Source organism: Terriglobia bacterium, assembly GCA_036496425.1.
Taxonomy (GTDB): Bacteria; Acidobacteriota; Terriglobia; order 20CM-2-55-15; family 20CM-2-55-15; genus 20CM-2-55-15.
This window is the reverse complement of record DASXLG010000325.1, coordinates 1-14165: the sequence shown is the minus strand read 5'-3', so window position 1 is coordinate 14165 and position 14165 is coordinate 1. Positions and strand designations below refer to the sequence as shown.

Genomic DNA, 14165 nt, shown 5'->3' with positions numbered 1-14165 from the left:
TTCGTCGGCGTCGAATCCTTCAGCCGGAAAACACTGCTGGCCGCGCACAAGACGCAGAATTACCCTTCGACCTACAGCGAGATCGTGAAACTGTGCACGAAGCACAGCATCGTCTGCCATTTCTCCAACATCATCGGCTTTCCGGAAGACACCGCTCAAAGCGTTCGCGAGCACATGGACGTGCTCATCGGCCTGGAGCCCGACGTCGCATCGTTTTACATTCTCGCTCCGATTCCAGGAACCGAGCAGTACGACGAATTTCTCGCTTCGGGAAAAATTACGGAGCGGAACCTCGATCGGTTTGACGGCACTACACCGACCTGGAGCCACCCCGCTTTCAGCGCGAGTGAGCTGCAGGAACTTCTCTTTTCGTGCTACCGCAAGTTCTATTCCGCCGGTCACATCCTGAAAACAGCAGGCCGCGGCCTTAGTGCGAACTCGCTGGGCGGGCTGGTGCCTTATGTATGCCACCCCTTGTTTTCCCGCTTCTCCGCGTGGCAGAAGATGCATCCCATGTCCGGCGGCGTCAGCCGCGTTCGGCTGGATTCTGCCGAAGACTACCGCGAATTCCGGCGCCGGCAGTACGGGCTGGATCAAATCCCTCTGCCGAATAGTCTCGAACTGTCAGCCCCGGACGCGGAGTTGAATCGCCGCGTCAAACTGGCGATTTGATAACGATCAATCCGGCAGCGCCGCCGGATCTTTCTCGCGCAACCGATCCGGATTGCGCGTTAGAGTAGCTTTGTGCAGCCATCGAAAGATGATCTCCGGCGTTATGCGGATAACTTCCTGCGCGAGCAGGATGGGATTGCCCTTTATCGGGCGCTGGCAAAGGCCGAAAAGGATCCGGCCCGCGGCGAGATATTCGAGAAGCTGGCCCAGGCCGAAGAGAAGCACGCCGCTCGATGGGCACGGCTGTTGAAGAACAACGGAGCGCCGGTTCCTCTCTATTCGGCCGGCTGGCGTGTGCAATTGCTGGGCTGGCTGTCCCGCCGTTTTGGAACCCAACACATCCTTCCCGTGGTGACAGGATTCGAATCGCGCGATCAGGACGTCTATCGGGGCCAGACGGAGGCGGCAGGGCTGCCCGCTGAAGAACGCGGTCACATGCGCACGCTACGGGCGATGCAATACCACGGCCAGAACAGGCCGGAAACAATCCTGGATCTGGAAGGCTGGCATCGCACGACCTATGGCGGGAGTCTGCGTGCCGCGGTGTTCGGCGCGAACGACGGGCTGCTCTCCAATTTCAGTCTGGTGATGGGCATTGCCGGCGCCAATGCGGGACCGCGCTTTGTCCTGCTTGCCGGCGTCGCGGGAATTCTCGCGGGCGCCTCGTCGATGGCCGCAGGCGAATACGTTTCGGTCCAATCTCAGCGGGAATTGTACGAGCAACAGATCGCAATCGAACGGGAAGAACTGGAGATGTCTCCCGAAGAGGAGCTGGAGGAACTATCGCTCATCTACCAGGCAAAAGGCATTCCGATCGGACAGGCCGAAGAACTCGCGGCGAAGATTCTTTCCAACCCGCAGACGGCGATCGACACGCTGGCGCGTGAAGAGCTTGGCCTGGACCCGGCCGCATTGGGTTCGCCGTGGCTGGCAGCCGCGAGTTCGTTCATCTCGTTCGGTGTGGGCGCGGCCATTCCGGTAATACCGTATTTTGTCGCGGCCGGCAGTACCGCGTTCATCGCCAGCGCCGTGGTCTGCGCCGTATCGCTCTTCATCATCGGCGGACTCATTTCGGTGTTCACCGGCCGCAACCTTTTCTTCAGCGGTTTCCGCATGCTCGGTATCGGCGCGCTTGCCGCGGGCGCGACATTCCTGATCGGCCACACGCTTGGAGTGTCCGCCGGCAGATAAGCGCGTGTTAGAATTTCAGGTTTATGAATTCATTTAATTCGCAATCCATACTGAAGGCGGGCCAATCGGAATTCGATTACTTCTCTCTCGAAAAGGCCGAACAGGCCGGGGTGGGCGCCGTATCCAAGCTGCCGTTCTCATCGCGGGTCATGCTTGAAAACCTGCTGCGGTTCGAAGATGGCGTGACCGTTACCGCCGGCGACATCCGCGCTGTAGCCGAGGGCGCAACGGCAAAGCAATCCGGAAAGGAAATCGCCTTCCGGCCGGCCCGCGTGCTGATGCAGGACTTCACGGGTGTGCCTGCGATCGTCGACCTTGCGACGATGCGCGACGAGATTAAACGGCTTGGCGGCGATCCGAAGAAGATCAATCCACTTCAACAGGTCGACCTCGTCATCGACCATTCCGTGCAGGTCGACCAATTCGGAACGCCTTCAGCCTTTTCTTTCAACGCGGATCGCGAACTGGAACGGAACCGCGAGCGCTATGTCTTCCTGAAGTGGGGACAGAAGGCGTTCCAGAACTGCAGCGTCGTCCCGCCGGATGTCGGCATCGTTCACCAGGTCAATCTCGAATACATCGCGAAGGCGGTTTTCGTCGATCAGAAGAACGGCAGAAAGGTGGCGTATCCCGACACGCTGGTCGGCACGGATTCTCACACCACGATGATCAACGGCCTGGGTGTCGTGGGCTGGGGTGTCGGAGGAATCGAAGCCGAAGGCGCGATGCTGGGACAGCCATTGTCCATGCTGATCCCGCTGGTCGTCGGATTCAAATTGCATGGCGAAATGCCGGAAGGCGCAACCGCCACCGACGCCGTGTTGACCGTCACGCAGATGCTGCGGGCGAAGGGTGTGGTCGGAAAGTTTGTGGAGTTTTATGGTCCCGGCCTTTCAAGCCTGAGCCTCGCGGACCGGGCAACGATCGCGAATATGGCGCCGGAATATGGCGCCACGATCGGGTTCTTTCCCATCGATGCGGAAACCCTCAACTACCTGCGCTTGAGCGGCCGCGATCCCGAACATGTGAATCTTGTCGAGGCGTATGCGAAAGCACAAGGCCTCTTCAGGACGGCATCGACGGCGGATCCCATCTTCAGCGACACATTGGAGCTCGACCTCTCGACGGTTGAGCCAAGTCTCGCCGGACCAAGCCGGCCGCAGGATCGCGTTCCGCTCTCAAAATCCAAGCAGGCATTCGAGCAGGCGCTGCCGGCGTTGCTTTCCAAACAGACAAAGAAGGTCACGACGGTTGAAGTGGTGGATGACGGCGAAAAGTATGACGTCGGCCACGGTTCCGTCGTGATTGCCGCGATCACCAGCTGCACGAACACATCGAATCCCTCGGTCATGATCGCCGCCGGACTGCTCGCCAAGAAGGCCGTTGAGCGCGGTCTGCATGTCAAGCCATGGGTGAAAACGAGCCTTGCTCCCGGCTCACGCGTCGTGTCGGATTATCTGAAGGACACGGGCCTGATGCCGTATCTCGAAAGCCTGCGGTTTCATCTTGTCGGTTATGGTTGCACGACGTGTATCGGAAACAGCGGTCCGCTGCCGGAGCCGGTGGCATCCATCGTCAAGGATAACGGCCTCGTCGTCGCTGCAGTGTTGAGCGGAAACCGCAATTTCGAAGGCCGGATCAATCCGCTGGTTCGCGCGAACTACCTGGCTTCGCCTCCGCTCGTCGTTGCCTACGCGCTGGCAGGCCGAATGGACATCGACCTTCACTCGGAGCCGCTCGGTATCGACACGAAGGGGCATCCGGTGTACCTGCGCGATGTCTGGCCGACGCAAAAAGAGGTCATGAACGCCGTCAGTTCTTCCGTCAAAGCGGAGATGTTCAGAACGGCGTACGAAGAGTCGCTGCAAGGCGATGATCGATGGAAAGGCGTACAAGCCCCTGCAGGAGAGCTCTTCCAGTGGGACCCCGCATCGACATATGTCAAGAAGCCTCCATACTTCGACAACATGCCGCGGCAGGCGCCTCCTGTGAAGGACATTCGCGGCGCGCGCGTTCTCGCCGTCCTCGGGGATTCCGTTACGACCGACCACATTTCACCGGCCGGCTCCATCCAGACGGACAGTCCGGCCGGAAAGTATCTGATTGCCAATGGCGTGCCTCCGAAGGATTTCAATTCCTACGGCTCCCGCCGAGGCAATCATGAAGTAATGATGCGCGGGACGTTCGCCAATATCCGGCTGCGAAATCAAATGGCTCCCGGAACCGAAGGCGGTTGGACCGTCCATCTGCCGGACAACACCCAGACAACGATCTATGACGCCGCGATGGAGTACGAAAAGGAAGGCATACCGTTGATTGTCATCGCGGGCAAGGAATACGGCTCGGGTTCTTCACGCGACTGGGCGGCCAAAGGCCCGCGTCTTCTCGGCGTCCAGGCGGTGCTGGCCGAAAGCTTCGAGCGCATCCACCGCAGCAATCTCGTAGGAATGGGTATTCTTCCTCTTCAATTCAAGGATGGCGAGACCGCCGACAGCCTCGGGTTGACGGGATTCGAAACCTTCGACATCGACGGCATTGCCGGGGGTATCAAACCCGGGATGCTGGTCACGCTTCGAGCGCACGGCGCGGACGGCAAAGAGAAAGCGTTCCAGGCGGTCACCCGCATCGATACGCCGTATGAGATCCACTACTACCAGCACGGCGGGATTCTGCAGTACGTCCTGCGGCAGCTGGTTTAGCCGCAGATGACGCGGATGACGCAGATGCTCATCCGCGTCATCTGCGGCTGAATTTTGTGGCCACTCCCGTGCTTGAGTCCCAGTGGAGGGTACGTGCCGGCGATAAACGCCTTCTCGATTGGTGGGATACGCATTCGCATTGACCAGTCATGGTTTATCGCGTTTCTGCTGTTTGCCTGGACCCTTTCATACGGTTACTTTCCCCTGCAGGTGCCGGATTACCCGTCGTACTCTTATTGGGTTGCCGGTACCGTCAGCTCGCTGGCGCTTTTTGCCTGCGTCCTGCTGCATGAATTGAGTCATTGCCTGGTTGCGCGCAGACTGGGCACGCCGGTGCGGCAGATCACTTTATTCATCTTCGGCGGCGTCTCGGAGATGGCCCAGAATCATTCGAACAGTCCGATGGCGGAATTCCTGACGACGATCGCCGGCCCCCTGTCCAGCCTCGGGCTGGGCGTGCTGTTTGCCGCCATCGTTGCAGTTGCGAGAGGCTCGCTGGACCGCATCGCGATCGAGATGATCCGGTATCTCTACTACGTCAATTTTCTCCTGGCCGGGTTCAATCTCATCCCGGGATTTCCATTGGACGGCGGGAGGGTTTTGAGGTCATATCTGTGGCACCGCAGCGGCAATCTGCGCCAGGCGACAAAAACCGCATCGCGGGTTGGCGAAATTTTCGCGATGACGCTGATGGGGCTTGGCCTGTTGTCGGTGCTCGCAACGCACATTATCCCCGGCATCTGGCTGATCCTGGTCGGCCTGTTCCTGAAGAACTCGGCGGAAACCGAGTATCGGTCGTTCGAGCTGCGATTCGGTCTGCAAGACATGAAGATCAGCGAAATCATGGCGCCGCCGATCGCCGTCGACACCTCGATGACGATTTCGGAATTCATCAACAACTTCGTCTTCCACTACCACTACCGTGTTTTTCCGGTTTTGGAACTCGGCCGGTTCGTCGGCATGATCGACGTCCGGTCCATCAAAGCCGTTCCGCCAAACGACTGGCCGGCAACCAAGATCGGCGCGTTCCTTTCGGATCCGGCGACCTACTGCATCCTTGATCCCGATATGGATGCCACCGACTCGCTCCGTCTTCTCATGACGCAGAATTGCAGCCGGGCGCCGATCGTGCGCAAGGGCGCGCTGATGGGCTTTCTGACGCGTTCCGATCTCATTAAGCTGGTCTCGCTGAAACGGGAAATCGCCGCCTGATTTTGGCTAATCTCCGCGTCGAAATCGGCTACGATGTCCCAATGCCTGAAGTACGTCGACGGTTCAAATATTACGATCTGGTGATGGCATCGTTCGTCACGATCCTGCTCTGCTCGAATGTCATTGGTGCCGCTAAAGTCTGCACGGTCTGGGGGTTCACCTTCGGCGCCGGTGTGCTGTTCTTTCCGATCAGCTACATCTTCGGCGATATTCTCACCGAGGTTTACGGCTACGCCCGCGCCCGCAAAGTGGTGTGGGCGGGTTTTGGCGCGATCATTTTCGCGTCATTCATGAGTTGGGTCATTGTGTCGCTGCCGCCGGCCGTGGGCTGGAACGATCAGAAGGCCTATGAGAGTGTTTTCGGACAGACGCCCCGGATCGTATTTGCGTCGCTGGCCGCATTCTTCGCCGGCGAATTCGCAAACTCCTTCGTTCTCGCCAAAATGAAGATCTTCACGAGCGGTCGTTATCTCTGGACCCGCACCATCGGGTCAACGATCGTCGGCGAGGGCGTCGACTCCATCGTGTTTTATCCCCTGGCATTTCTCGGTGTCTGGGAAACCCGGCTCGTGGTGACGGTGATGATCAGCAACTACATCATCAAAGTCGTCTGGGAGACCATCGTCACACCGGTAACATATCAAGTGGTCGGATTCCTCAAGCGCGAGGAGCAGGAAGACTTCTATGACTACGATACGGACTTCACACCGTTTTCCCTCGAAGTCTGAACTTCGGATATACATTCCCCGCCTTTCCAAGGCGGGGCGGTTAGTAACTTCAACAAAATAAGGTGCGCTGCGCGGTTGATAACCGCCCCGCCCGAGCGTTCTAACGATTTGATCGCTCAGGCACTCCGCCTTGCAAAGGCGGGGAATTCAGATTCTCTTTTTCTTCGGCTTTGTGACTACAAGGCCGTAACTCTCCTTAATCAATTGCCTGACCTCCTTCCAATTCGGCGGGCGATCCGCAATCAGGGAAACCCAGCCCTGCTTTCCGATGTAGGGCGTCATGAAGAAACGCGGGTCTTCGATCAGGAGTTGCTGCAGGGGCAATGTGGCTTTGAAGCAAATGCACAGGTGGCCGTTGTAGCGCTCCAGGACGGCAAAGGTCTTCGTACCCGCTTTAAACGTCGGATGGCCCCAGGTTTTAACTTCTTGAACCTCGGGTAAAGCCAAGCAGATCTCGCGCAACTCCGCCAACACCTTCGCTTCCGTTTTTTCGCTCGGGGCGGCTTTCGACATCGGTTTCGGGCGCTTTTTCGCCCGGATTAATGAAGCGGTTGGCTTCGAGGCCCGCCTGACGTGTATAGAGATCGAAATATCGTCCGCCCTGGGCGAGCAACTGCTGGTGCGTTCCCCGTTCGACAATCCTACCGTGTTCGAGGACCAGAATCTGATCGGCGTTACGAATAGTACTCAAGCGATGTGCAATTACAAAGGTCGTACGCCCGGCCATTAGTGCGGCCAGGCCTTCCTGGATCAGGGCTTCACTCTCGGTGTCGAGGCTGGAGGTCGCTTCATCGAGGATCAGAATGCGCGGGTCCGCCAGAATCGCGCGCGCGATCGCCACGCGCTGGCGCTGGCCGCCGGACAACTTGACGCCGCGCTCGCCGACGACGGTGTCCAGACCTTTATCCAGCTTGAGTACAAACTCATCCACGCGCGCAATCACCGTAGCGCGCAGGACTTCTTCGTCGGAGGCGGTGGGGCGGCCGAAAAGGACGTTTTCTTTGATCGTCCCGTCGAACAGAAAGTTGTCCTGAAGGACGACGCCCAGCTGAGACCGGTACGATTCAAGCCGGACCGTCGATAAATCGAGGCCGTCCACCAGGACGCGGCCGGAAGCGGGCTTTGCGAATGCCGCCACCAGACCGATCATTGTGCTCTTGCCGGATCCGGATGAACCGACCAGCGCGGTAACCGTTCCGGGAATCGCATCGAAGGACACGCCGTGTAAAACGGGCTTGCCGGCCTCGTACTCGAAGGAGACGTCGTCGAAACGGAGCGTCCCGGCAACCCGGCCGATCGAGACGGTCCTCTGAGGATCGATGTGTTCCGGTTCTTCCGCCATCACTTCGTGCATGCGATCGAGGCCGGCGAAAGCCTCGGTGATCTGGGTGCCGATGTTGACCATCTGGAAAACGGGCGCCACCATAAACCCCATGTACAGTGTGAATGCGAAGAAATCACCGATGGTCAACTGATGCCGCAGAATCATCTTGCCGCCAAGCACCATGACCGTAATGCTGACAGCGCCCATCAGCACCGTCGATATCAGGCTGATCGCCGAACTCGCAAAAAGTGTCTGCTGGGTATTCTCGAACAGCCGCAACGCGCCGCCCTCGAATACCGCCGCTTCACGTTCCTCGGCGTGAAAGCCCTTCACGACTCGAACTCCCCCGAGCGATTCGGTCAGACGCCCCGTGACCTCGGCGTTGATTTTCCCTCTTTCCCGGAAGATTGGCCGGATGGACTTGAACGCTGTCCGCAGGATCACGCTGAAAAACGCCATGAAACCGATACCCACGAACGTCAACATCGGGCTGATTCTCAAAAGCAACCCAAACGCAATCACGGCCGTGAAGATCCCGCCGATAAACTCCACGAGTCCGGTGCCGACGAGATTCCGGACCCCCTCCACGTCCGACATGATCCGGGAAACGAGCGCTCCCGTCTTGTTCGCATCGTAGTAGCGGACCGGCAGCCGCCCGATGTGCTTTTGAACATTGATCCGCATGTCTGCGATCAGCCTCTGAGCCGAAGTGCTCAGAATCTGAGTCAGCGCAAATGAGGTTACCGCCTGAATCGCAATCGCCAGAGCAACGGCTCCAACTATCGGATAAAGAAGGTCTTCCCGCCTTTGCCCTACCACATTGTCCATCAGATATTTGGTTGACCCCGGCAATACCAGGCTCGCCACCCGGTTAATAAAGACCAGGACCAGTCCGAGCGCAAACAGCCGGCGCCGGGGCCAGATCAGGTCGCGCAAGTCGCGATAGACATTGGCAGCCTTCAATGGCTTCTTCGGGTGTTCTTCCCGGTAACGTGGAGGCATTCTATTCATGGCTGCGCCCTGTCGGGCTTGCATTCGCTCCGCTCATGTTGTTAATGGCTGCGCCCTGTCGGGCTTGCATTCGCTCCGCTCATTGGTCTATATCCTACCGTAGCCGCGGCCGGGTTCATTTGCTACAATTCTGGCGTATACAGTCCAATGCCTCAGGCTGCTTCGTAAGATCATTGGAGGATCTAATATGCTTATCAAGCGCGCATGCAATATTCCTTCATCGGAAATCACATCCGAAAACCTGTACCACAACCGGCGGGACTTCATTAAGACGGCTTCCGCGGTTCTGGGAGTTGCTGCGGCCGGAACCATTGCCTCGGCGTGCGCTCCCGGCGTTGTTGGGGCCGCCGCCGGACCGGTAGCCAAGGGCAAATACGACACAGATGAGAAGCTCACACCTCTCCAGGACGTGACGAACTTCAACAACTACTACGAATTCGGAACCGGCAAAGATGACCCTGCCCGGAACTCTAAGAATTTCAAACCGAGACCGTGGAGTGTCAAGGTCGAAGGGCTGGTGCAAAAGCCCGCCACATATAATTTAGATGACCTGCTTAAAGGAACAACCGTGGAGGACCGGGTCTACCGGATGAGATGCGTCGAAGCATGGTCCATGGTGATCCCGTGGCAAGGCGTTCCTTTGGCGGATCTGATCAAGAAACTGCAACCTCTACCGTCGGCAAAATTCGTGGAATTCAAGACGCTGGTTGACGGGAACCAGTTCCCGGAACAGCGCCGGTCCTTCCTGAAAGTTCTCGATTGGCCGTACATCGAAGGCCTTCGAATGGATGAGGCCATGAACCCGCTGGCCCTTTTCGCAACCGGTCTTTACGGAAAGCCGCTGCCGAGCCAGAACGGCGCGCCGCTCCGTCTGGTCACGCCCTGGAAGTACGGCTTCAAAGGCATCAAGGCGATTGTGAGTATCCGCTTCACCGACAAGCAGCCGGTCAACACCTGGCAACAGCAGGCTGCAAACGAGTACGGCTTTTACGCGAACGTGAATCCAGGCGTCGATCATCCCCGGTGGAGCCAGGGGAAGGAACAGCGGATCGGCGAATTCTTCAAGAGAGCCACGTTGATGTTCAACGGATACAGCGACCAGGTCGCGTCCATGTATTCCGGAATGGACCTCCGTAAGAACTACTGACGGCCCAGATGGCGCGGAAGAAGCCCAACCGCTGGTGGATTATTAAGCCGGTTGTATTCGTTGCCTGTCTTCTGCCAACAGCGTGGACGATCCGGGTCCTCTGGCTTGCATATCAAGGCCAGGATCCGGGAGTCTTCGGCGATCCCATCAAAGTTGTCCGCGAAGTCACAGGAATCTGGACGCTCCGCTTTCTGATGATCACCCTTGCCATCACGCCGCTTCGCCGGCTGACGGGATGGAACAGTCTGATCCGTATGAGGCGGCTGATGGGGCTATTCGCGTTCTTCCAGGGCACGGTCCATCTCGCCATCTATCTCTGGCTCGACGAATCATTCATCATGAGCGAGATCGTCAAAGACGTGATCCGGCGGCCGTTCATTGCCTCGGGAATGGCGAGTTTCTTTCTGATGCTTCCACTCGCCGTCACCTCAACCAGGAAGTGGATTAAAAGACTGGGCGGCAAGCGGTGGCAGCTCCTTCACCGGCTGATTTACTTCGCCGGCGCCGCCGGCGTGCTTCATTACTATTTTTATGTGAAATCGGATATCCGGGAGCCTCTGGCCTATGCCGTATTGCTGGCGGTCCTGCTGGCATTCCGGGGGGTGCATGCGCTTCGAGAGCGCGGGCTGAAGCCCGCGACGACAGTCGGGGTATAGATGCTCCTCAGGGCGGTGCTTTCCGCATTCCTTCTCTTTCAGTTCACGATCTCGGTGGACGTCGATCTCGCCGTCTTCAACATCACTGTCCTGGGAAACGATGGCAAGCCGGTGACCGGCCTGACAGCCGACAGTTTCAAAATCTTCGAAGACGGACGCGAGGAGAAGATCAAGATTTTCCAGCCCGAAGATACGCCGGCGACGGTCGGGCTGTTGATCGATAACAGCGGCAGCATGACGAATAAACGGAGGGATGTCGTCGAGGCCGCTCTCGCTTTTATCGACGCCAGTCACCCGGACGACGAGATGTTCATCGTCGACTTCAACCGCAGGGCATGGCTGGCTCTCCCAACCGGAACGTCCTTCACCAGCGATCGCTCTCTCCTCCGGGCAACGCTTACCGAAACGCGCTCCGAAGGCACCACGGCGCTCTACGATGCGATGGAACTGGCGCTGAATCATCTGAAAGACGGCGCTCGCCAGCGGAAAGCCCTGGTTATCCTGAGCGACGGTGGAGACAACTCGAGTCATATCCGGCAGGACGATGCCCTGAAGATGGCGGAACAATCCAGCGCCACCATCTATTCCATCGGCATTTACGATCCGTTCCAGAAAGACCGGAATCCCGGAGTGCTCAAGAAAATTGCGAAGGTCACGGGAGGCGAGTCGTACTTTCCCTCCAGCCTGACCGAAATGCGCGCGATCTGGCCGCGGATCGCGGGCGCCATCCGCGGCCAATATACGATCGGGTACATGTCGAGCAATCAGGCGAAGGATGGCACGTTCCGGAAGGTCAAAATCGTCGCCAAGAATAAGCGGGGGAAGATGCTCGACGTCCGGGCCCGGCCCGGCTACGTCAGCGGCGAAGCTCCGAAGTAGGCCGGACGAACTCTCCCCCGGCACCAGAGCCTTACATCTTCAGCAGGTGATCCAGCCACATGTTGCTGAGCTTTTCCTGGACGGTATTCTGCTTCAGCCGCGTCGCCAGATTCTTGAAGTCAACGTGGTCCATGGGCTGATCCTGATTCAGGCACGAAAAAATGATCGTTTCCTTGCCGGTGGCAGGATCGACGTGCCGCTGCAGGCACTGGGCGCAGACTTCCTTCATCATGCATTGCATCGGCGAGTTGATGCTGGCGATCGCCACATGGTTCGGCTGCAGCAGGGGCTGAAGGACACCGTGGCGCGCATCCTTCACGGCCGCCATCATCCGGTCCGATCCGATCGCGATGATGCGATTTACCTGCGACAGCGGAACCAGTTGCGGCCCGAGTTCACCCTGCCCGTAGGTCAGCATAGATTGAACGATGTTTCCGCGGAAGTGCCGGTCCTGCGGCCTGCCGGGCTCGATGGCGGCGCCGGTGTCCGTGCTCCAGATCACCTGATCGGTTGCGGCCTCAATTTCTTCGCGTTTGAAAAGATCTTCGCCCTTCTTGTATCCGGCAAAGTAGATAACGCGGTTTCCCTTCTCCCGCATCGCTTTCGCGATCGAGAACAGAACGGCGTTGCCCAGACCGCCACCGGCCAGCAGCACACTCTCATTGGGCTCGATTTCGGTCGGCGTACCCGTCGGCCCCATCACGACAACCGGTTCGCCCGGCTGCAGATGAGCGCAGAGCCGCGACGAGACCCCGAGTTCAAGCGCAATCAATGACAAAAGGCCTTTCTCGCGGTCGACCCAGGCGCCGGTGAGGGCAATGCCTTCCATCAGCAGCTTTGTACCGTTGACCCGCCGGGCATGTGTCTCGAAATTCTGCAGGCGATAGAACTGGCCGGGCTGGAATCTCCGGGCCGCGGCAGGCGCATGCACGATGACCTCGACGATCGTCGACGTGAGCCGGCGAACTTCGGAAACCCGCGCCACGAACTCGCTGTCCAGTTCGGCGGTCAGCCGCCGCCATTCGGCGTCGCGTTCGTCCTGTTTATCCGGATCGAGATCCTCAAGCTCCGTCTGGAAAAGCGCCGCGACATGCGGATAACCGTCTCGCGCCGAGGCCATGGCCTTCACGACATTGCCGGCATACCGCGGATGATTGTCGCCGTAATATGTGATGAAACGGCCGTCTTTATTATACGAAGTGAAGAAGCCGGAGACGCCGTTCGCCGCGGGTTCGAGGCTGAAACTTCCATCCTCGCCTCGGCGGACGGCATGCGGCGCAAAGAATTTCTTCTTCGAGTCCATTTTGAAGCTTCCGGAATGCTCTTTCTCGTAGGTAATGTTCGGCGTGGTTCCGGCGGCAACCATCATGGAACGGGCCGGCAGTTCGACCGTCCGGTCCTTGGCTTTGAAACGGACGGCAGTGAGATTGTTTCCTTCATCCACAACCGCTTCTTCCGGATTGATGTTTTCGATGAACGAAATGCCTTCCTCGAGAGCTTTGATCACTTCTTCGTGATTCAGGCGGTAGGCGGGCGAATCCACGAGGCGCTTTCGATAGGCGATCGATACGCCGCCCCACGACCGCACCAGCGGAACGAAATTCGGCTTTTCTCCCGCCGCTGCCGCGCGCGCGCGTTCTGCTCGAACTGCGGCACCGTGTTCAACGGATTCCTTCAGGATTTCTCGCTCATAGGGGTTGAAGCAGGCCAGCACAGCGGATTCGCCGTTTGCCGCGACGATCTTTTCGTACCGCTCCAAGGTTTTTTCGACCTGAACCGGATAATACGCAAACAGCTCCGTGGCAGTATCGATCGCCGTCAGACCGCCGCCGATCACGAGCGCGGGCAGGCGGACTTGAAGGTTCGGCAGAGCGCTGCGCTTGAACGCTCCTGTGAGCTGGAGAGCCATCAGGAAGTCCGATGCCTTGCGGATGCCGTTCGCAAGATTATTTTTGATATCGATGATCGTCGGCCGGCCGGCTCCTGCAGCTACCGCGATGTGATGGAAATTCCATTTCCAGGCATCGTCGATCGTCAGCGTTCCGCCGAAACGCACACCGCCGTAGATCCGCAGCATGTCGCGCCGCGAGAGCGTCAGGTGAAGCAGAGTCAGAAAGTTTTTGTCCCAGCGGACGGTGATGCCGTATTCGGAAACGCCGCCAAAACCCTCGAGCACGCGCTCATCGAGTGATTTATAGACTTCCGACCACGAATATACCGGCTTCGGCGCTTTCTCCGGCGTGCCCACGAGTTCTTCGCTCAGCGGCTCGATCTTCAGACCATCGACGCCGACAACGCCGAAACCCTCATTGATGAGGAAATGCGAAAGCGTGTATCCGGCAGGGCCCAATCCCACCACGAGAACATTCTTGCCGTTATATGGAAGCGCAAAGGGACGGGCGATATTCAGGGGATTCCAGCGCGTCAGAAGACCGTAGATTTCGACTCCCCAGGGCAGCTTCAAGGTATCCGTCAGGACGGCGGTCTCGATCTGCGGAATATTCACCGGATCCTGCTTCTGATAGATGCAGGCCTTCATGCAGTCGTTGCAGATGCGATGTCCCGTCCCCGGGCACATCGGATTGCTGATCATCACCAGTGCAAGAGCGCCGATCGCGTCGCCGTTCTTGCGCATGTAATGCATTT

The 14165-nt window shown here is 58.4% G+C and carries 11 protein-coding genes; 8 read left to right on the top strand and 3 right to left on the bottom strand.

The window, feature by feature from the left end:
• The 5 genes from VGK48_23650 to VGK48_23630 all read left to right on the top strand — a co-directional run.
• The coding region (locus tag VGK48_23650; protein ID HEY2384180.1) for a hypothetical protein at window positions 1–672 on the top strand (672 nt) is incomplete at its 5' end.
• 72 nt (window positions 673–744) lie between these two features.
• Window positions 745–1863: a VIT1/CCC1 transporter family protein gene (locus tag VGK48_23645; protein HEY2384179.1), complete on the top strand. Its 1119-nt coding sequence runs from the start codon at window positions 745–747 to the stop codon at window positions 1861–1863.
• Between the two features lie 23 nt (window positions 1864–1886).
• Entirely contained in the window at window positions 1887–4562 is a 2676-nt protein-coding gene (gene acnA / locus VGK48_23640) for an aconitate hydratase AcnA (protein ID HEY2384178.1), read from the top strand.
• A 93-nt stretch (window positions 4563–4655) separates the two neighbouring features.
• Entirely contained in the window at window positions 4656–5774 is a 1119-nt protein-coding gene (locus tag VGK48_23635) for a site-2 protease family protein (GenBank protein HEY2384177.1), read from the top strand.
• Between the two features lie 41 nt (window positions 5775–5815).
• Window positions 5816–6502, top strand: a complete 687-nt coding sequence (locus tag VGK48_23630; protein HEY2384176.1) for a queuosine precursor transporter — start codon at window positions 5816–5818, stop codon at window positions 6500–6502.
• 147 nt (window positions 6503–6649) lie between these two features.
• On the opposite strand, the gene VGK48_23625 is transcribed toward VGK48_23630, so the two are convergent.
• Together VGK48_23625 and VGK48_23620 are read right to left on the bottom strand one after the other, a co-directional pair.
• Window positions 6650–6949, bottom strand: coding sequence for an MmcQ/YjbR family DNA-binding protein (locus VGK48_23625; GenBank protein ID HEY2384175.1), 300 nt, complete (start codon window positions 6947–6949; stop codon window positions 6650–6652).
• Window positions 6921–8837: an ABC transporter ATP-binding protein gene (locus tag VGK48_23620; GenBank protein HEY2384174.1), complete on the bottom strand. Its 1917-nt coding sequence runs from the start codon at window positions 8835–8837 to the stop codon at window positions 6921–6923. The genes VGK48_23625 and VGK48_23620 overlap by 29 nt, the downstream gene beginning before the upstream one ends.
• Before the next feature lie 187 nt (window positions 8838–9024).
• Here VGK48_23620 and msrP point away from each other — a divergent pair, with 187 nt between their 5' ends.
• The 3 genes from msrP to VGK48_23605 are packed head-to-tail and all read left to right on the top strand — an operon-like array spanning window position 9025 to window position 11519.
• The gene (msrP, locus tag VGK48_23615; GenBank protein HEY2384173.1) at window positions 9025–9984 is read left to right on the top strand and encodes a protein-methionine-sulfoxide reductase catalytic subunit MsrP; all 960 of its coding nucleotides are present in this window, start codon (window positions 9025–9027) and stop codon (window positions 9982–9984) included.
• A gap of 8 nt (window positions 9985–9992) precedes the next feature.
• Window positions 9993–10640 carry a protein-methionine-sulfoxide reductase heme-binding subunit MsrQ gene (locus VGK48_23610; GenBank protein ID HEY2384172.1) on the top strand — a complete coding sequence of 216 codons (648 nt, stop codon included), beginning with the start codon at window positions 9993–9995 and terminating at the stop codon, window positions 10638–10640.
• Entirely contained in the window at window positions 10641–11519 is an 879-nt protein-coding gene (locus VGK48_23605) for a VWA domain-containing protein (GenBank protein HEY2384171.1), read from the top strand.
• A 31-nt stretch (window positions 11520–11550) separates the two neighbouring features.
• On the opposite strand, the gene VGK48_23600 is transcribed toward VGK48_23605, so the two are convergent.
• The coding region (locus tag VGK48_23600; GenBank protein HEY2384170.1) for a pyridine nucleotide-disulfide oxidoreductase at window positions 11551–14165 on the bottom strand (2615 nt) is incomplete at its 5' end.